Raw genomic sequence first — 18,622 nt, 5'->3', positions numbered from 1 at the left:
GCCCCTCGCGCAGGAAGCGCAGGGATCAGGTCGTACACGGGCACTGAGGGCGAGGCAGCGTCATGAACGCCGAACAGGCTCTGCGAGGCGCCGCCGTGCTGGCGGGGCGGATCCCCGGCATCGGCAACGAGAGGCCCGTTCCGTGCTGGGCTGGGAGCCCTCGGCCGTGTCCTGGCCAAGAAGTCCGAGGGTGCGGACCTGGGCAAGTCCACCGTCGGCATCGATTGAGGAGGCATCATCAGGAAATTCAACAAGTAACTTGGCAAAGTTGCTTGTTGAGTTCTATGGTGATGGGCATGACCGCGAACCCCGGGCCGCAGCAGCCTGCCGTGTCTGCCGCGACCGCGCAGCGACTCCAGGACGCGATGAAGCGGCTGCGGGCACGCCTGCGCGCGGAATCTGGACAGCACGCGATCGGCCTGACCGCCACGCAGCTCGGCGTCCTGTTGAGCGTCGTACGGGAGGGTCCCGTCACTGCCGCCCGGCTTGCCGCGCTGGAGCACGTCAGCGCGCAGGCCATCGCGCAGAGCCTGGCGGTGCTCAAGGCCGCGGGGCTGATCCACGGTGCGCCCGACCCCAAGGACGGCCGCAAGAAGCTGATGAGCGCCGATCCGTCGGCGACGGAGCTGATCGACAAGCTCCTGACCGGCCGCGCCTCCTTCCTGGCGCGTGCCATCGACCAGGTGGTCGCCCCGGGCGAGCGCGAGGACGTCGAGAAGGCGATCGACCTCCTTGAGCGGCTCGCCGACGCAGACCTCAGCGGCGGCGCGATATGAGGACCGCCGCGACGCAGGGCGGCGCTTCAGCGGGCAAGGCCAAGCGCGACTCCTTCGCGTGGCCGTTCACCACCCCGCTCTACGTGGGCTCCGCCCTCAACCCGATCAACAGCTCCATCATCGCGACCGCCATGGTTCCCATCGCCGCCGACCTGGGCGTCTCGGTCGGCGCCACCGCTGTCCTGGTCTCCTCCCTCTACCTGGCCAGCGCCGTCGCCCAGCCCACCGCGGGCAAGCTCGCCGAGGTGCTCGGACCGCGCAGGATCTTCCTGTCCGGCATCGTGCTGGTCCTGCTCGGCGGGCTGGTCGGCGGCTTCGGCCAGAACCTGGCCGTGCTGACCGTCGCCCGGGTCCTGATCGGCATCGGCACCTCGGCCGCGTTCCCGTGCGCCATGGTGATGATCCGGCGCCGTGCCGAGGACACCGGCTTGGGCGCCCCACCCGGCGGGGTGCTCGGCGGCCTCGCCATCGCGGGCATGGCCACCGCCGCCGTCGGCCCGCCGATCGGCGGGCTCCTGGTCGGCGCCGCGGGCTGGCGCTGGGCCTTCCTGATCAACATCCCGATCACCGTGATCGCCCTGGTGATGGCAGTGCGCTGGCTGCCCAAGGATCCGCCGCTCGACCGGGCGGACAGCGGCTTCCGTACCATCGCCGACCGGATCGACCTGCCCGGCATCCTCGGCTTCGCCACCTTCATGACCGCGCTGGTCGTCTTCCTGATGGGCCTGCCGGACCCTCAGTGGATCGCGTTCTCCGTCTTCGTCGTGGCCGCCGCGCCCACCGTTGTGTGGGAGCTGCGCACGCGGGCGCCGTTCTTCGACTTCCGCGGGCTTGCCGCCAACGGCGCCCTCGCCCGCACATATCTGCGTCAGGCCCTCACCCTGCTCGGTGTCTACTCCGTCATGTACGGCATGACCCAGTGGATGGAGGCCGCGCACGGCTTCTCCACCGTGCAGGCGGGACTTCTGCTGTTGCCGATGGGCGCGGTGTCCGCGCTGCTGTCCCGCCCGCTCGCCCGCCGCAACCTGGTCCGCGGGCCGCTGATCGTCGCGGCCCTGACCATGCTGCTCGGCTCGGCCGGCATCATGCTGCTCACCTCGACCAGCCCCGCGCTCGCGATCGTCCTGGTTTCCCTGATCTTCGGTGTCACGTCCGCCGCCACCACGGTCGGCAACCAGACCGCCCTCTACGTGGCGGCGCCGCCCGACCAGATCGGCACCGCATCCGGACTGTTCCGGACCTTCGGCTACCTCGGCACCATCACCTCGTCCGTCATCGGCAGCATCGTCTTCCGCGACGGCACGAGCGACCAGGGATTGCACATCCTCGGCTTCGTCCTGGTCGCGGCGGGCGTCGCCGTCCTGCTGCTGACCGTCCTCGACCGGCGCCTCACGGGGCGCGGAGCGCATGGCGCCCCGGGCACCTCATCTCACAGCCACACCCCTGAGAACACTGCGAACGCAGCGACACACCCCTGCAAGGAGAACCACGCATGACCACCCCCGCCCTTCCCGCGATCGACCCCAAGCGGACCGCCCTGCTGGCCATGGACTTCCAGAACGGGATCGTCGCCTCCGTTCCCGAGCCCGACGCGCTCGTCGAGCGGGTCGGCGGCGTGATCGCCGACGTCCGCGCCGCCGGCGGCACCATCGGCTACGTCCGCGTCGCCTTCACCGAGAACGACTGGGCGGCCGTCCCCGAGACCAACAAGACCTTCAGCGGGGTCGCGACGGCGAAGATGATGCACCACGAAGCTGCCGCCACCCAGATCGACGCACGGATCGCCCCCGAGGACGGCGACATCACCGTCCGCAAGACCCGGTTCGGCTGGGGTCTCACCACCGACCTCCACCAGCAGCTGCGCGACCGCGACATCGACACCCTGATCCTTTCCGGCATCAGCACCAGCGGTGTCGTCCTGTCCACCCTCATCGACGTCGCCGACCGCGACTACCGCGTCTACGTCCTGGCGGACGGCGTCGCCGATCACGACCCCGAGGTCCACCGCGTACTGCTCGACAAGGTCTTCCCCTCACGGGCCCACCTTGTCGACTCAGCTGCCCTGCAGGAGCTTCTGCGGTCCGTCTGATCAAGGACCCGGTTGGGGCATCTCGGACCTAGACTAGGGGACGGGCTCGTGGTCGTGGTCGGGAATGCCGCACCGCCCAGCCAGGTAGGGCGCGGTGCCTCTGGCGTGGGAGAAGACATCCTTCACGTCAGGGCGTAGGTCAGTGCGGTAAGCGCGCCGTCGAGGTCAGGCAGAGGGAGGCAGGCGAAGCCGCCGAACCGGTCAGGTCGGTCGCGGCGGTCAGCTCTGCGGCCAGCTCGTTACGCTGCCGTGCCAGCTTACGGGCTACGGCGTCGTCGCCGGCGTGCACTCCGGGTGTGCTGATCGAGGTGATGGTGACATCGATGCGGGCGTCGTCGAGGAAGGACAGGACGCTCGCGCGTGACCAGGTCCTTGGTCAGTCGGCGTAGACGCGCTGATAGATGTGTTCGGCCAGCATGATCACTGTGACGTTTGTCGTCGATGAGGGCACTTCGGGGAAGATCGCGGCGTCTGCCACCCGCAGCCCGCTGACGCCCTTCACCGCCCCGACCGGGTTAACGACCGCCCATGGGTCACTGGGCCCGCCCATCGGCGCCGTCGAGGTGGGATGGCCGTAGACCGCCGGATTCTCGGTTATCACCTGCGCCAGAGCCTCGTCGTCGGTCACCGCGTCACCGGGCGAGAGCTCTTGCGTGACGAACGGTGCGAAGGCTGGGTCGCGGGCGATGGCGCGGCCGAGTTTCACCGCCTCCAGCATGCGGCGGGTGTCGCGGCCGGTGCCGAGGTAGTTGGAGTCGATGAGAGGGGCATCCTGCGGGTCCCGGCTGGCCAGTTTCAGTGTTCCTGTCGACTCCGGCAGGGCGAGGGCGGCCATGAGCACGATCGCCCCTCCAGTGGGGCTGAGTGACCCGGGCATCAGGTGCGTGGCCGTGACATGGAGATCCTGCTCGCCGGCCGGGGCCTCGCTGGAGGACGTCCAGAGAAGGGAGCCGACCGCGGGGGTCATCTCGAGGTGGCCCGGGGCCAGCGCGTAGGCGTTGTAGTAACCAGGCTGGTCCTGGAGGCGCCGCCCCACGGGCAGGTCGGCGACGACTCCGATACCCAGTTCGGTCAGGTCGGCGGCCGGGCCGATGCCAGAGCGCAGCAGGATGGCAGGGCTTCCGTACGCGCCGCCGCAGAGGATCACCTCATCGCCCGCATACACCGTGCCGTCCTCGGCCAGCACCCCTGTCGCGGTCGTACCGTCGAACAGCACACGGTCGACGTTGACGCCGCCGCGGATGGTCAGGTTCGGCCGCCGACGCACCTCGGCGATGAGATAGGCCAGCCCCACGTTCTGCCGGACTCTGTCGACCACGTTGACCGGGTAGCCGCCGGCGCCGTTCTGCTCGGTGCCGTTGAAGTCCAGCACCCGCTTGTACCCCTGAGCGACCGACGCCTCGACGAATCCCAGCAGGGATGGGGTCAGCTCGTCATCGGTACGCTGCCGGATCGACAGTGGGCCGGAGCGCCCGTGGTAGGCGTCGTCACCGGTCGGGGTGTTCTCCAGCCGCTTGAACACCGGGAGGACATCTTCGAAGGTCCAGCCCTCGCCCCACTTGGCGAAGTCGGCCGGACGGGCCCGCAGTGCGACGCAGGCGTTGACCGCGGAGCTGCCGCCGAGCACCTTGCCCCGCGGGGTCGCAAGCGGGGGCGCCTGGGCGGTGCCGCGCGAGGTGTATCCCCAGTCGTGGGCCGGATCCGCGACGGTGTCCGCGTCCAGCAGGGAGGGCGGATACGCGTCGGGGGCGTAGACGTGGCCGGCCTCCAGGAGGAGGACCGATCGCGCCGGGTCCTGGCTGAGGCGGGCGGTGAGGACGGCGCCAGCCGTACCACCGCCGACGATGATGACGTCGGACATATCGACCTCCTCAGTTGGCGAGTGTGCCGTCGAAGTCGATGGTGAGGTGAGTGCCGTCGCAGAACGGCTTGTTCGCCGACTGGCCGCAGCGGCACAGGGACACTGGGTCCGGGTGCGGGATCTCCCGGCCGTCGACGTCGGTGATGCGTACTGGCCCTGAGACCAGGTAGGGGCCGTCCTCGCTGGGGGTGATCGTGATATCTGCCATGTGAAGTGTCCTTTCTCAGATGACCCGGATGGTCTTGTTGATGGGAAGCCGGCGGATGCGGGTGCCGGTGAGGGCCGCGATGGCGTTGGTCAGGGCGGGGGCGGCAGTGGGGACGCTGACCTCGCCGACTCCGGTCGGGGGCTCCTGGGAATCGATGAGGACCACGTCGATCCTCGGCACCGACTGCATCCGCATGATGGGGTAGCGGTCGAAGTTCTGCGTGACGATCTGACCGCCGTCGCCGAGCACCGACTCGCCCCAGGCGGCGGCGCTCAGCCCGTAGATCAGGCCGCCCTCCACCTGGGTACGGATCAGGTCGGGGTTGACGGTGATGCCGCAGTCGAGCACGAAGGTGACCCGCTCGATACGGACGCGGCCGCGGCTGTCGAGGGAGATCTCGGTGACCTGGGCGCTGTGGGAGAGGAAGCTGCTGCAGGCGACGCCGCGTGCGCGGTTCTCGGGCAGCGGGGTGACCCAGCCGCTGTGTTCTGCGGCCAGCTCCAGCGCCCGCAGGGTACGCGGATTGTCCGCCAGCAGTCCGCGGCGGAAGTCCACCGGGTCGCGCCCGGCAGCGGTCGCAAGTTCGTCGATCGCCGACTCGCGGGCGAACTCGGTGTGGGAGTTGCCGACCGAGCGCCACACCATCACCGGGACGCCGGTCTGGACGGTGACGGTCTCCAGCTTGAAGGTCGGCAGTGTGTACGGCGGGTCGACAGCGCCGCTCGTCGTCATGAAGTCGACACCATCGACGAACAGCACGTCGGACACGAACGGCAGGGCGACCGAGGTCGGCTGGGCGGCGATCCGCTGATGGAAGGCGGTGACGCGGCCCTCCTTGTCGGAGCCCGCCCGCACCCGGTGCACGGCCATCGCCCGGTACCGGCCGCTCTTGAACTCCTCCTCGCGCAACGACTGGAGCTTCACCGGGTACTTCCACTCCAGCGCCCGTGCGACCTGCACGGCCTCGCTGGTCGGATCGTGCCCGGAGGTGCTGTGCAGGCCGAACGACCCACCGGCGTACGGCACGTGCACCCGCACCCGGTCCTTGTCGATGCCGGCCGCCGCCGAGGCTGACATGCGCGTGTACTCAGGCCCCTCGGTGCCGGCCCAGACCTCCAGCACACCGTCCTCGCCCATCCGGCACACCGCGTTGTTCGGCTCCATCGGGGCGTGCGCGAGATAGGGCAGCTCGTAGACCACGTCCACGAGATGCGCCGCGTTCGCCAGAGCGGGTTCCACGTCGCCGTCCTTTCTGGCGGTCACGGCCTGCTCGCCGGATTCGAGCAGCCGTAGATGCTCGGCCAGGAGCTCCTCGGAGGTGCGCAGTTCGGCGTTCGTCTCGTCCCAGTCCACGCGCAGGGCCCGCAGACCTCGCTGCGCGGCGTCGAAGGTGTCGCCGACCACCGCGATGCCCTCCTCGATCGGGATCACGGCGGTGACGCCGGGCTCGGCCAGGGCCGCGCCGTCGTCGATCGAGGACGGTGTGGCGCCGAACTTGGGCGAGTGCAACACCACGGCGGTCACCATGCCGGGCAGCGTGACGTCGATGGTGAACCGCGTCGTCCCGAGGATCTTCCCCGGCGTGTCGACCCGGAGCCGGCCCTCGCGCCCGATCAGCTTGTAGGCGCCCGGTTCCTTCGGGCGTACGCCGTCGGGGACCGGCAACCGCTCGGCACGCGCGGCCAGTTCACCGAAGCCGGCCCGCTCGCCACTGGCGTGAGTCAGCGTGCCCGAATCGACCGCGATCTCCTCCGCCGGCACGTGCCAGGCCTCAGCCGCGGCCGCGACCAGCCGCGCCCGCGCCTGGGCGGCCACCAGGCGGTAGCGCTCCCAGTATCCCTGTGTCGAGGTGGATGCGCCGGTCAGCTGGATGAACCCGCCTCCCGCGGGCGTGCCGTACACATCGCCCTTGGGACTGGCGCCGTTGGCTGCGTTGACCACCCGGATGGAGGCGATGTTCGCGTCCAGTTCCTCCGCCACGATCGTGGCCAGCCCGGTGTGTGCTCCCTGCCCCATTTCGATCTGGTTCGAGTACGCGACCACGGTGCCGTCCGGATGAACACGGATATACGGATGGACCGGATCGGCCAGCTCCTCCGCTGTCAGCGGCTGCGTCTCCAGCTCCGTGGCGCTGTCCAGCGGCTCCGGGACTCGGCCCTCGGCCAGCGTTTCAGCCGCCTGGTTGATCGCCTCCCGGATACGCGGGTAGGTGCCGCAGCGGCACAGGTTCCCGTTCATCCACCTGGCGGCAGTCGCGTCGTCGGGTGAGCGGTCGGCTTCCAGGAGCGCGACGGCGGCCAGGGTCTGGCCGGGCTGGCAGTATCCGCACTGGACTACGTTCCCGCGGTACCAGGCGTCACGGACCGCGTCGACGACTGGACCGGAAGCACCTTCGACGGTGGTGATGGCCTGCCCGACGGCCCGCCCGGCCGGCGTTTGGCACGACTTGGTGTTGCGCCCGTCGATCAGGACCGTGCATGCCGCGCAGTACCCGATTCCGCAGCCGTACTTCGTTCCGCGCAGGCTCAGCACGTCCCGCAGTACCCATAGCAGGGGGCTGGCCGCGTATTCGTCGCCGACCTCGACGTCGGCGCCGTTCACGTTCAGTTTCACGAAAGCCTCCCGGGCTTCGGAGCGGACGGCGGGGGATACGACCTCCCGACCGCCCGGGGGTATGACCACATGAGACTCATCACCAACCAGGTGAGCGGTCGTCACTGGATTCCGGTGATTCCAAGGCGCCGTGTTATCCGGCCAGATGCGCCGACAAGAACCGTCCGGCCCTGTCCAGCTCGGTTCCGGCTTGGACGGGCAGGGGCGGCAGGCCGGACAGCTGATCATGGATGTTCACCAGGGTGGTGATGGCGAGCCCGCCACCGGCGGATTCTCCCGCGAAGACGGTGTCAGACGAGTCGGCGCCGGTCCGCAGGAGGGCTTCGTAGGCTGCAAGCGCGTCATCGACCGCCGCCTGGTGTGAACGCTCGGGGGCGAGGCCGTACTCGACGGGGATGGCCTGCTGCCGCAGGATCGCATCGAGTTTCTCTCGCTGCTCGGCGCTCACGAGGTTCTCCGTTCTGGTTGATCGTTCACGGCGGTTCTGGGTCTTGGCGGCGGCGGTGCCGTACCTTGTGGACTTCGAGGAGGTCGAGGCCGAGGGCCTCGACCTGGGCGAGGACACCGTAGAGGGCGGCGGCGTCCGCCACCATGCCGGTGAGCACGGTCTCGGCGCCCTGCTGCTCCGGCACAAAGCCCGGGAACGCCATCAGCAGGGTGGGGCCGAGACTGCCCTCGACCCGGATCTCGTAGAGGACGGGGTCATCACCCATGGGCACATGGTCATGTGCCGTCAGGTGAACCGGCATCACCGGAATCCGGTGATCGTGGCACGCTCTTATGCGGCCATTCAAGGATCACTGGAATTGGGTGATGCTCCGTCACCTGGCTTGCGGAGAGCCTGGCGTCGTCCGTCAGAACCCGTAGGAAGGAACGGCATGGACAACGAGCAGATCGTCCGCGGGGCCTACCAGATAGCAGAGGACAAGGACAGTAAGGCCTGGCTTGCTGCCTTTACGGAGGAGGGGACGTTCACCGACGAGTCGATCGGCGTCACCTACCGCGGCCAGGACCGCTACTACCCCGTGGAAAATTACGGACGCGCGTTCCCCGACATGCACCGCGAGCTCTATCAGGTCTACGTGAGCGGTGACATCGTCGTCGTGCAGCTGGCGCTGCAAGGCACACACAACGGCCCGCTGAGCGTGGCCGGCGGAACACTCGGGCCGACCGGCAACCGGATGGACGCGCCATGCTGTGACGTGTTCCAGCTGGTAGGCGGCAAGATCGCGCGGTTCGACTGCTACCCGTCCGGGAGTGTAATCCTGGCCCAGCTTGGCGTCCTCGGCGCCCTCGACGCCGCCGTTCGGCCGGACCCCTGACGACCGCGACCTGGTTGGGCCGTGACGTGGTCGGCCGAATTGAGGGGAACGAGAAATGTTCTCGCTCAGATGCGTGCGTGTGCGCGTGCCTGGGATGAGCAGGATGTTCGGCGCGAGGTCGAGCAGCCAGGCAAGGGCCGGCTGGGCGGGTGTCGCGCCGAGACGGGCGGCCTGTGCGGCGAGTACGGGGCCGGCGAGCAAGGTGCGCCGGATGGCGCCGGCTGGCCGTCGGAGCCCCATCGGGCGGCCACCTCGGTGACGATCGTCCGTTCGCCGAGGTAGGGGTGGAGGGCTTCGCGGATGAGGGTGTTGACGGTGCCGACGCCGTAGAACTGGGCGGTGTCGATGTGGTCGACGCCAGCCTCGACCGCCGTGCGCAGCACCCGCAGCGCCTCGTCACGATCGCGTGGTGGACCGTACACCCCGTTGCCGGCCAGCTGCATGGCGCCGTGTTTATCGAACCTCACTTGTCCTCGCCGGCCCGTCTTAGGGGTGTGGGCTACGCCCGCTTAAGTTCGAGGACAGGAATCGTGCGGACTCCAGCAGTTTGGCGTGCGTACTCGGCAAAGCCTGGGTAGTGCCGCGCTTGTTCGGCGTAGATGCGGTCGCGTTCATCGCCGGTCAGGTCGCGGACAGTCACCTGGTATATCTCGGTTCCGCGTTCGATGCTGGCGTCCACGGCGGCGGTCAAGTTGATGTACCAGTCCGGGTTGGTAGGTGCTCCACCCTTGGTTGCGAAGACGTAGATGATGTCCGGCTCGGTGTCGTGCGGGAGGTACATCATCGGGGTTGTGTACTCCCGGCCGCTTTTGCGGCCGCGGTGGTGCAGCAGGACAATCGGAGCACCCTCGAAGGTACCGCCGACTCTGCCCTCGTTCGCTCGGAACTCCGCGACGGTCTTCGCGTTCCAGTCGCGTGCTTCGCTCATGTCGAACTCCTGTCGTTCGCGATCCCGGGAAGGCGCTGGGACCGGGTGAGGGAAGACTGGCCGTTCCCCGGCGACCAGGTCGTTGGTTTGAAACGTCCTGGTGGCGAGGGCCGGGCTTGAACCCGCGGCCTGTGGCTCTGTGGACAGCGTTTTCGCTAGGCCGTGACGCGTTCCGCGCTTGCGAGATGCGCCGACAGGAGCTGTCCGGCTCTGTCCAGCGCCGCGGCCGCTTCGTCGAGGATGGCGTGATAGGCCTGGAAGACGTGGGGCACCCGGGGGGTGATGTCGAGGGTGACCTCGACGTCGGCGGTGGCAGCTTCACGGGCGAGGCGGAGGGCGTCGTCGAGGAGAACCTCGTTCGTTCCGGCCTGGATGATCAGTGGCGGCAGGCCGGACAGGTCGGCGAATATGGGGCTGATGAGGCCGAGTGTGGCATCTTGCCCCGACGTGTAGTCGGCGACTCGGGCCTGGAGTGCTTGGGGGCTGAGCAGCGGGTCGGCCTCGCGCTTGGTGTCCATGGTCGCCCCGGCCAGGGTGAGGTCGACATACGGTGACATGACGAAGGCCGCAGCCGGCAGAGGCAGCCCGTGATCGCGGGCGTTGACCAGGGTGGCGATGGCGAGCCCGCCGCCGGCGGACTCTCCCGCGAAGGCGATGTCCGATGGGGCTGTGCCGTTCCGCAGGAGGGCCTCGTAGGCGGCAAGAGCGTCGTCGACCGCTGCCGGATACGGATGCTCGGGGGCGAGCCGATAGTCAACGGAGATGACCTTGGCCCGGGTCCGACGACCGATCTGCGAGGCCAGGTCAGCGGCGAGGAATGCGTCACCCAGCACGTACACGCCGCCGTGGAAGTACAGGACCACATGGCGAGGGTCGATTCCGTTGACAGTGATCTCGGCCGTTGGGACGCCGCTGAGTGCGGCTGCGGTCACGGTCACGTCAGCGGGCAACGGCTGTGCCGATAGCAACTTCCTGAGCTGTCTCCGCTGCTCGTTGACGTCGCTGTCGGCAGGGAATGCCGACTGCCGCAGGATCGCATCGAGGTTCTCTCGCTGTTCGGCGCTCACGGAGGATCTCCCTTCGGTTGGAATGCGTCCGGCAGCACCCGGGCGGGCTCGCCCATGTCACTCGCTGTTGAGATTCCTTGCCGGGAGGCGCGCCATTGTCAGCCTTGCCGCCAGGCAGGTGAGGAGGCGTCACCGGATTATGGTGATTCGCGCGGCCGGAGCACCGCAGAACCGATCCTCTGCGGTGGGCGTCCACTGCTCGGATCGTGTCCAGCTCGGTGTCGGTGTCGGTGTCGGTGTCGGTGTCGGCGTCGGGCGGCAGGTCAGGACTGCCCCGGCGATGTTCTCGCGCAGGCCGCCGGCCCGTGGTCATGGGGCGAGGACCGAAGCTGGTCAGGTGCGGCCGGTCGAGAGGAGCCGCAGCTCACGGCCGCGTTGCACGGCCGAGGATCGGCCGGTGACACCGAACTTGGCGTAGATCCGACGGATGTGGGTGTTGACGGTGTTCAGCGATACCGTCAACTCGCCGGCGATCTCTGGTCTGGTGAGGTTCGTCGGGAGGTAACGCAACACACGGAGCTCGCTCGGGCTGAGCTCCTCGGCCATCGGGGCGGGTCGTCCGGTTCCGGAGGTGGCGCCGCCGCGAGCGGCGTCGAGGATGTCGGCGACCAGTGCGGCGTGTGATGTTCCCTGGGTTGGCAGGGCTTCGAGCAGTTCCCACGCTCCGGTCATCGCGAACGGCAGGATCAGCCGGTCCGGCTCGGCGAGGTTCAGCGCCTGCTCGACGGCGGCCCGTGCCGCACGTTCGTCGCCCAGTTCGCGGCAGGCGAGCGCGTCGAGGAGGTGAGCCTCGACCAGGGTGAGGTGCAGGTTCACGCGGGCGCTGCCGTCGAGGACGGTCTGGAGCTCGCAGCGGGCACCGGTGGGGTCCCGCTCGGCGAGGCGGACCGCGGCCGCCGCATTGCGGATCACGCCGGTGGTCGCCCGCCGATCGTCGACTGCGGCGAGCGTCGTCCGCGCCTGGTCGATCATCCCGAGGCGAGCTTGGGTGGAGATCGTCCAGGCGGTCACCTGGGGTGTCAGTGCGTGTTCGCCCGCCATGCGCGCCTGTACCTGGGCGGCGGCCACGAACTCCGCCAGGGCCTCGCGGTGGCGGCCGCGTGCCGCGGGAAGGATCGCGGAGATCAGGTGCACCAGGAGCCGGATGCCGGGTTCGCCCTCGGAGTCGGTGGCGTTCCGGGCACGCTCCAGCCACTGTTGGCCGTGGTCGAACTCGCCCGTCCAGATCAAGATCCCGGCGAGCGTCGCCTGAGCGGGGGCGATCACTGGCTCGGTGTCCCAGCCGTGCTCGGCCGCCAGCGTGATGGCCTCTTCACAGCGCTGCCGGGCCAGGGCGACGGAGTGGACGGTAGAGGCGAAGCCAAGGTGAGCGCGACAAGCGACCTCGATGTAGGGGCGGCCGATGTCGCGAGCGAGTTTGGCACCTTCCAGCAGGTGCTCTTCGCTGTCGGCCAGGCGTAGCGACCACGCCTCGGCGACACCGAGGTTGAGGAGGGCGACCGCGCGAAGGTCGCTGGCGAAGGCGATGTCGGCGTTGGATTGACCGACGACGGGGGATGGGAGCTCACCTACTTGTTGGAATACGCCGTCGAGGTTGCCGCCCAGCCGGGCCACGAGCAGGTCCAGTGCGACGAGCGCCGTCCGCAACTGGTACTGGCGGTCGGGCGGTGTCGTGGCGGCGTACGACCGGGCGATGTCCAGGTGCGCCTGGGCGCCATCGAGCCGGAGGTGATTGAGGTCGGCGATCGCGTATACCAGCGCCAGCTCTGGGGAGTTCTCGCCGATCTGGGCCGGGAAGGCGCGCAACAGCGCCGCCACCGTCCCCGCCCGGCCGTCGAGGGTGAGGCTGAGCGCGTGGTCGGTGAGCAGACGGGCGGCCTCGGTCCAGGCGTCGGCCGCCTGCAGGTGGCGGATGGCGTCCGCGGCCTGATCGTGGTTGGCGAACCAGCGTGCGGCGAGCCGGTGCAGATCAGGGATGCCCCCAGCGAGCGTGCGGCGCAACTCCAGCCGGAGCAGATCGCTGAACAGATGGTGGTAGCGGAACCAGGTGCGGTCGGGGTCGAGCGACAGGACGAACGCGTTGGCGTCCTCCAGATCCAGCAGAATCCGCTCGGATCCGGTGCTGTCGGTGAGGAGGTCGGCCAGCTCGCCGTTCACCTGGTCGAGCAGGGAGGTACAGAGCAGCAGACGCTGAACCCCGGGCGGCTGCCGTTCCAGCATCTCGGTCATCAGGTACTCGGCGACCGTGCGGTCGCTGCCGGAGAAGTCGGCGACGAAGCGTTCGGGGTCGGGGTGCCCTGCGAGGGACAACGCGGCGAGCCGCAGTCCGGCCGCCCAGCCCTCGGTCCGCTGATGCAGCATGTCGGCCACCTGGTCGGGCAGCGTGATTCCGGCGGCGGCCAGAACCTCGCGGGCCTCGTCCTTGGTGAAACGGAGCTGCGGGGCTCGGATCTCTGCCAGCTCCCCTGCCAGCCGTAGCTGGGGCAGACGGAGCGGCAGGTCGTGGCGCGTCCCGATGACGATGTGCGCGAACGGGGGGAGATCGATCAGCAGCGACGTGAGCTGCTCAGCGGCTTCGGGGAAGTCCAGCTCGTGCAGGTCGTCGATGATCAGGACGAAGGGCTTCTCGCCTGACGTGCGGATCTCGGACAGCACCTTCTCGACCATGGCGTGACCGTCGAAGCCCGACGTCGTGGGCGGGGGCGCCGCGTCCTTGTCGGAACGGACCGCCGCGAACAGGGTGAGCCAGAACATCTGTGCGTCCTGCTGGCCCGGTCGTACCGACATGAAGGCGACGCGCCGGTCTTGACCTTGACGTTCGGCCCACATGCGCAGCAGCGAGGTCTTCCCGCTCCCGGCGGGCGCCGAAATGATCGTCACCTGCTTCTCGACGGCGCGATCCAGCACGGCGATCAGGTCGCCGCGTTTGATCAGCCCTGTTCGGGCGGGCATCGGATCGGCGCTCATCGTGTCACCTCCCCCGGCCTGCCGTCAGCGTACCTCCCCGCGAGAACCGGAATCCGGTGACGACCTGTCACCCGGCCGCCGGCGAACCTGAGTGTGCCGTCGGAGACGTATCGGCGGCCGGTCGGCCCGGCCACCATGCACCGCATCCGCGCCACCCTGCGGCACGCGCTGAACATCGCGATCAAGCAGGACCGGCTGATCGACTTCAACCCGGTGATCAGCGCGTTGGCGCGGCTGCTGTCTCCGGCCGGTTGCCGGTGGTTGTTCGTGACGCCGGAGCCGCTCGCCCACGAACCTAGGGCCACCAGCGGTAGATGTCGTGCACGGCCCTTCGGTACTCGCATTCGGCCAGGGCGCCGCCGAGGTCCCGAGCGGCGCTCGTCAAGGCGGCCGAGCCTGGGGGATCCTGATGGCCATACTTCTCCAGCGCCGTACGAACGATCCCGATCACCGTCGTGCGGCCCTCGCCACGCCGCCATGCGCGCTGAGCCCGGCGCAGCAGGATTTGCCCGTCCTCGTCCCACCTGGGGTCCAGAATCGGCACCGGGACGTACGCGAACGGGACCGGACGGGCCGCCTCATCGGGGAGAGAGGCCAGTGCCTCTTCGCGTTCAGGCCGGAATCCGCGTTGGCGGAAGGACAATTCCTCGGCGAGCAGCGCGGTACGGCGTTCGGGCGGGACGCGGCGCGCGACATGGATCATGCCCTGCCGATTCTTGCGGGCCATGGCCTCGGCCTCAGACAGGACGGCGCGGCGTTCGGCGGAGGGCAGCCGGTCAGCGAGCGCGGCGAGCGCGGCAGCCTGATAGTGGGGGCGTTCGGTGAGCCTGCGGGAGATGTCCAGGCCGCGGTCCACCGCGAGGCCGGACAGGTGCTCGGCGACGCCGAGCAGGGTGCGGCCCAGGTACCCAGGGCGGTTCAGCCCATGGAGCTCGTTCAGTGCTCTGACCATGAGATCCTCGGGCAGGAGCGGTGCCATTCTCGCGAGCTGACCGTGGAAGTAGTTCTCGTAGCCGATGTCCTTGAGCCGGATGTCCAGCGCCTCGGCCATAGCCGTGTGGCGCCGCCGTCCGGTCAGGAGTTCGGCAACGGCGAGGAGGCCGTGGAATCGCTGGTCCTCGTCGTCGACCGCGCGGATCAGGTCGAAAGCTTCGGCGAGCACCTCCTCCGCCTCGTCGGGGGATAGCCAGGTGGAGATCTCCATGAGAAGGCGCGCGCGGTCATCCCAGTCTTTCTGGCCGTCGTCGATGTCGTAGGCGGGCAGCGACCGCGTGATCATCAGCGCCTCGGCCAGGACAGCGTGCCGTTGGTCGGCGGGCAGTGGTTCGAACATTTCGGTGAGCACCCACGCGCCGTAGGGCGGTTCGCTGATCCGACGCGATGCCGTGCGTGCCTCGGCGAGCAAGGCGGCCTGCTCTTCGAGTGGAAGCAGTTCGGCGAGCTGGATCAGGACGCGGGCCCGGACCAGCGGATCGGTGATGTCGTGCGCCGCTGTGAGGGCGGCGGCCGACAGCGGAGGGCGTTCGCGCACGGGTACGCGCTCGGCGGCGTGCATCAGGAGCTCGGCGCGGTCCCATGGGTCGGTCGGGAGGTCGGCCAGTGCCGCCGGGCGGTTCGCCGCGGGTAGCAGGGCCAGCAGTTCGCCCCAGCGCCACAGCCTCGCCTCGTCCTGGGGATCGATCGCGGTGACGGCGGCGCGCAGCGCGGCCAGCGGCTCCGGCCGGTCCTGGTCCAGGAGCCGCGGGATCAGTTCGGACAGCACGTGGGCCCGGTCGCGACCGTCCCTCAGCTCCGTCGCGGCGGGCAGGGCTGCACGTGCCAGAGCAGGCGGGAGGTGCGGAGCCAACGCCGCCAGGGCTTGGTCGCGGCGGTCGTCCAGGGGAAGCGCCGCGGCCAGCGTGATCGCCCGGCCCAGCAGCTCGGGCGGCAGGTGCGGTGCGAGCTCCTCCAGCTGATGACTTGCGTACCAGAGGTCGTCGTTCTCCAGGACGGTCAGCACCTCGGCGAACTCGTTCGCCTTCAGCTGCGGCCACACCTCACGGAGCACTTTCGGGAATCCTGGGTGGAGCAGTTCGCGCAGCACCGGCTGCCGCTTCTTCGCCGGCAGGTGAGGCAGCAGGGCGGCCAGGTACTCGGCGCGCCGTTCGTGGCCGTCTTCGCGCCGCGCGGCGGTGAGTGCCCGCGTGACGTCCCAGATCCCGGCTTCGACCAGCATCGGGGGCAGCTCGCCGTAGGTTCGGGTCCCCGTGAACCGCGCACAGATCGCCATCAACGCATACCGCATCTCCAGCCCGAGCGAGGGGGCCGTTCTGCCGGCGGCGATGGCGGTGTCGGTGGCCTTGCGGGCCAGGCGCCTCGCGATCTCGAGGTCGGCGAGGTAGCTGTCGGCCTGGCCGATGCGGTCACGGGCGTCGAACCACGCGTTCACCATGCCGGCCCGTCCCGGGGCGGGACGTTCGCAGGCCAGCAGCCGGTGCACGTCTTCGTCACGGCCTGCCGCGGCCAGGTGCCAGACCAGATGCCGCAGGCCGTGCTCGTCCTCCTCATCCAAAGCGGCGCCCAGCAGCGGCAGCCCGGCGGCCAGCCCACCCCACCGGTCCAGCATCTCGGCGGCGATGCGACTGTGCTCGGAGGCGTTGGCCTCGTCCCCGTCGATGGCCGGTGTCTCGCCCGGGGGGATCTCTGCTGCCATGCCCGACGATGCTAATGATCACGCGTTGCCCGGACCAGCCCCTTACTCTCAGCCGTGGTGAATCAGCCGCCCGCGCCCAGGCGCTCGCCGGGGCACAGCGGGTGCTGCGTCCGGGAGGTCTCGTGGTAGCCGCCGTCATCAGCCGCTATCTGTGCAGAACAACTATCCGCCGGAGTTTCGCCGGCAGATGGTGGAGCTGGTGCGCGCCGGACGGACGCCGGAGGAGCCGGCCAAGGAGTTCCAGCCTTCCGCGCAGTCGATCCGTACCTGGGACGCAGGTGTTGGGCAGGCGGCCGAAGACGCCGTGCATGCGCACGTCCCGTACGGCGACCAGGCGTGCGGCGGACATCGCCCGGCGCAGGTTCACGCCCTCCTGGTAGACCGTGACGGGTGTCGCCGGTGGCCTGGACGATCAGTGCGGGGACGTCGTTGCCGACGCGGGTCGCGGGCTCGCGGGGGGTGGGCCAGAAGGCGCAGGCGGTGATGTTGTTCGCATACGGCCCGAACACCGGCTGGGTGGCCCGGCTGCGCTGGATGTCGCGCCAGTACCGCTCGGGATCACGTGGCACCGCGGCATCGCCGCAGATGACGGCGGCCTGGCTCGAGTAACCCTGCGGCTTGCCGTACAACATGAACTGCAGTTCCTGTTCGAGGTCCTCGCTCGGGCGGACCGGCTTGCCGTCGGCCGCTTCGGCGAGCAGCCGCACCCGGGCGGCCAGACGGGCGTTCTCCCTGGCGTCGGGCAGCAGGGTGAAGATGGCCATGGGCAGGAAACGTTCGTCGACGAGATGCTTCCCGATGCGGATCGGGGTCTTGATCAAGCTCTCGACGCGGTCCCGCACCTGGCGTGCCGTCGTGCCGAGGTGGTATTCGGGGTCGCGCCTCGCGGTCCAGGCGACCCAGTCGTCGAGCGCGGCCTCGTTGGCCGGTCCGCTGTTCCTGATCGATCCGGCCATGTACTGGGCCGGATCGATCGCGCTGTCCAGCACGAAGCGATCGCTGCGCTGCGGGAACATCTCGGTGAAGACCGCGCCGAGGTAGGTGCCGTAGGACATGCCGAAATACGCCGAGCAGGGCATGGGGGAGATGTATGTGGGACGTCCTTCATCGGAATGCAAGCAACCGTAGTTGACTAAATCAATGGTAGTCAACCTGGGTTGCTTGTCGATGAGGGTGGTCGGTTAGGGGGATGGAGCGGTCTGTCTCACTATGGTTGTCCCGTCCGCTCCGTTCGAGGATGCGTTGCCGGTCCGGTCATTTCCCGTCGTTCAAAAGGGCAGCGAAACTTCCAGGTCAATCCGGAGTCGTTCGCAATATCAGTGGTCGGGCAGCACGATCGAGCACCACCCCTCTCAGGTCCGGCCGTTCCGCGGCTTCCGGCAGGTCACGGTGGCCGATGAGGACAAGCTGATCTTCTGGCTGGAGCGCCCTCTGGACAGATCCGCGACAAGCCCGCCGTCCAAGCCGCTTACCTGGGCTGATCCTTGAGCTTGCGCCACCCGCCGGCTCGGTTGTTGGCGATGATCTGCCGGAACATGGCAGTGAGGGCAGGGGTGTTGATCGTTTCACCTTCGCGGAAAGCCACCGTACGGGCGGTCTTGTTGTGGTGGCCGGCGGTGATGATGCCTTCTGGGTCGGGGACGATGGCGCCGTCGTACAGGAACACGTTGACGTGGTCCTTGGCGGCGAGCAGCGCGCACACGTTGCCGTCGAGCACGAAGTAGGGCCGGACGGTTCGCTTGATGGTCTCGGTGACCTCGGGATCAGCGGCGTGGATCAGGTCTCGGACCTGCTGGCAGATGCTCTGCTGCCACTCGGGCAGAGTCTTGATGTAGTCGTCCACGCGTGGATCGGTCTCATAGGGTCGTACGTCATTCACAGCCAGGCGCCCACAATCGCTGAGGTGACGAGAATTTTGATCAGCCAGTCGCCGGCGTGCAGTGCTGCGGTAACAGCCGGTGTCTTCTCCCACATTATGGACCCGGTCAGCAGCATCGCCGGGAACCCTGCCCGAAGCACCAGGCCGGGCACCACCGTGGGCTGTACGTGCCGAAAACCTTATCCGTGCAGCTCAGGTGGCGCGTTGGTACTCGTGGAGG

Annotated in this window: 17 protein-coding genes; 4 read left to right on the top strand and 13 right to left on the bottom strand. The window is 68.9% G+C overall.

Annotation, left to right across the window (positions count from 1 at the left end; all coding sequences use genetic code 11):
• Positions 1-296 precede the first annotated feature (296 nt).
• The 3 genes from ACFPZ3_RS47025 to ACFPZ3_RS47015 are packed head-to-tail and all read left to right on the top strand — an operon-like array spanning position 297 to position 2,865.
• Complete coding sequence (locus tag ACFPZ3_RS47025) at positions 297-776, top strand: MarR family winged helix-turn-helix transcriptional regulator (protein WP_379520919.1); 480 nt, start codon at positions 297-299, stop codon at positions 774-776.
• Complete coding sequence (locus ACFPZ3_RS47020) at positions 773-2,272, top strand: MFS transporter (protein WP_379520918.1); 1,500 nt, start codon at positions 773-775, stop codon at positions 2,270-2,272. The genes ACFPZ3_RS47025 and ACFPZ3_RS47020 overlap by 4 nt, the downstream gene beginning before the upstream one ends.
• Positions 2,269-2,865, top strand: a complete 597-nt coding sequence (locus ACFPZ3_RS47015) for a cysteine hydrolase family protein (RefSeq protein ID WP_379520917.1) — start codon at positions 2,269-2,271, stop codon at positions 2,863-2,865. Before ACFPZ3_RS47020 ends, ACFPZ3_RS47015 begins: the two co-directional genes overlap by 4 nt.
• Positions 2,866-3,241: 376 nt before the next feature.
• On the opposite strand, the gene ACFPZ3_RS47010 is transcribed toward ACFPZ3_RS47015, so the two are convergent.
• The 5 genes from ACFPZ3_RS47010 to ACFPZ3_RS46990 form a co-directional block, all read right to left on the bottom strand.
• On the bottom strand, positions 3,242-4,726 hold the full coding sequence (locus ACFPZ3_RS47010) for a GMC family oxidoreductase (protein ID WP_379520916.1): 1,485 nt from the start codon (positions 4,724-4,726) through the stop codon (positions 3,242-3,244).
• 10 nt (positions 4,727-4,736) lie between these two features.
• Complete coding sequence (locus ACFPZ3_RS47005; protein WP_379520915.1) at positions 4,737-4,934, bottom strand: CDGSH iron-sulfur domain-containing protein; 198 nt, start codon at positions 4,932-4,934, stop codon at positions 4,737-4,739.
• Between the two features lie 15 nt (positions 4,935-4,949).
• On the bottom strand, positions 4,950-7,547 hold the full coding sequence (locus tag ACFPZ3_RS47000; protein WP_379520914.1) for a molybdopterin cofactor-binding domain-containing protein: 2,598 nt from the start codon (positions 7,545-7,547) through the stop codon (positions 4,950-4,952).
• A gap of 133 nt (positions 7,548-7,680) precedes the next feature.
• Complete coding sequence (locus ACFPZ3_RS46995; protein ID WP_379520913.1) at positions 7,681-7,995, bottom strand: alpha/beta hydrolase fold domain-containing protein; 315 nt, start codon at positions 7,993-7,995, stop codon at positions 7,681-7,683.
• Between the two features lie 25 nt (positions 7,996-8,020).
• Positions 8,021-8,260, bottom strand: a complete 240-nt coding sequence (locus tag ACFPZ3_RS46990) for a hypothetical protein (RefSeq protein ID WP_379520912.1) — start codon at positions 8,258-8,260, stop codon at positions 8,021-8,023.
• A gap of 165 nt (positions 8,261-8,425) precedes the next feature.
• Here ACFPZ3_RS46990 and ACFPZ3_RS46985 point away from each other — a divergent pair, with 165 nt between their 5' ends.
• Positions 8,426-8,869 carry a nuclear transport factor 2 family protein gene (locus tag ACFPZ3_RS46985; protein ID WP_379520911.1) on the top strand — a complete coding sequence of 148 codons (444 nt, stop codon included), beginning with the start codon at positions 8,426-8,428 and terminating at the stop codon, positions 8,867-8,869.
• Between the two features lie 65 nt (positions 8,870-8,934).
• Here ACFPZ3_RS46985 and ACFPZ3_RS70350 read toward each other — a convergent pair whose 3' ends face one another.
• The 8 genes from ACFPZ3_RS70350 to ACFPZ3_RS46940 all read right to left on the bottom strand — a co-directional run bounded on the left by ACFPZ3_RS70350 (position 8,935) and on the right by ACFPZ3_RS46940 (position 18,402).
• Positions 8,935-9,336 carry an aldo/keto reductase gene (locus tag ACFPZ3_RS70350; RefSeq protein ID WP_465263589.1) on the bottom strand — a complete coding sequence of 134 codons (402 nt, stop codon included), beginning with the start codon at positions 9,334-9,336 and terminating at the stop codon, positions 8,935-8,937.
• A 32-nt stretch (positions 9,337-9,368) separates the two neighbouring features.
• Positions 9,369-9,797 (bottom strand): nitroreductase family deazaflavin-dependent oxidoreductase, encoded by a 429-nt coding sequence (locus tag ACFPZ3_RS46970; RefSeq protein ID WP_379520910.1) that lies wholly within the window; start codon positions 9,795-9,797, stop codon positions 9,369-9,371.
• 155 nt (positions 9,798-9,952) lie between these two features.
• Complete coding sequence (locus ACFPZ3_RS46965) at positions 9,953-10,864, bottom strand: alpha/beta hydrolase (protein ID WP_379520909.1); 912 nt, start codon at positions 10,862-10,864, stop codon at positions 9,953-9,955.
• Positions 10,865-11,197: 333 nt separating this feature from the next.
• Positions 11,198-13,831, bottom strand: a complete 2,634-nt coding sequence (locus tag ACFPZ3_RS46960) for a winged helix-turn-helix domain-containing protein (RefSeq protein WP_379520908.1) — start codon at positions 13,829-13,831, stop codon at positions 11,198-11,200.
• Positions 13,828-14,136 carry a hypothetical protein gene (locus ACFPZ3_RS46955; protein ID WP_379520907.1) on the bottom strand — a complete coding sequence of 103 codons (309 nt, stop codon included), beginning with the start codon at positions 14,134-14,136 and terminating at the stop codon, positions 13,828-13,830. Before ACFPZ3_RS46955 ends, ACFPZ3_RS46960 begins: the two co-directional genes overlap by 4 nt.
• Positions 14,127-16,523, bottom strand: a complete 2,397-nt coding sequence (locus tag ACFPZ3_RS46950; RefSeq protein ID WP_379520906.1) for a hypothetical protein — start codon at positions 16,521-16,523, stop codon at positions 14,127-14,129. The genes ACFPZ3_RS46955 and ACFPZ3_RS46950 overlap by 10 nt, the downstream gene beginning before the upstream one ends.
• A 62-nt stretch (positions 16,524-16,585) precedes the next feature.
• Positions 16,586-17,602 carry an alpha/beta hydrolase family protein gene (locus ACFPZ3_RS46945; RefSeq protein ID WP_379520905.1) on the bottom strand — a complete coding sequence of 339 codons (1,017 nt, stop codon included), beginning with the start codon at positions 17,600-17,602 and terminating at the stop codon, positions 16,586-16,588.
• A gap of 389 nt (positions 17,603-17,991) precedes the next feature.
• Positions 17,992-18,402, bottom strand: coding sequence for a DUF1801 domain-containing protein (locus ACFPZ3_RS46940; protein WP_379520904.1), 411 nt, complete (start codon positions 18,400-18,402; stop codon positions 17,992-17,994).
• Positions 18,403-18,622: the final 220 nt, after the last annotated feature.

Source organism: Nonomuraea insulae, assembly GCF_042656245.1.
Note: the sequence above shows the minus strand (reverse complement) of the source record. Positions and strands in the feature narration are given on the sequence as shown.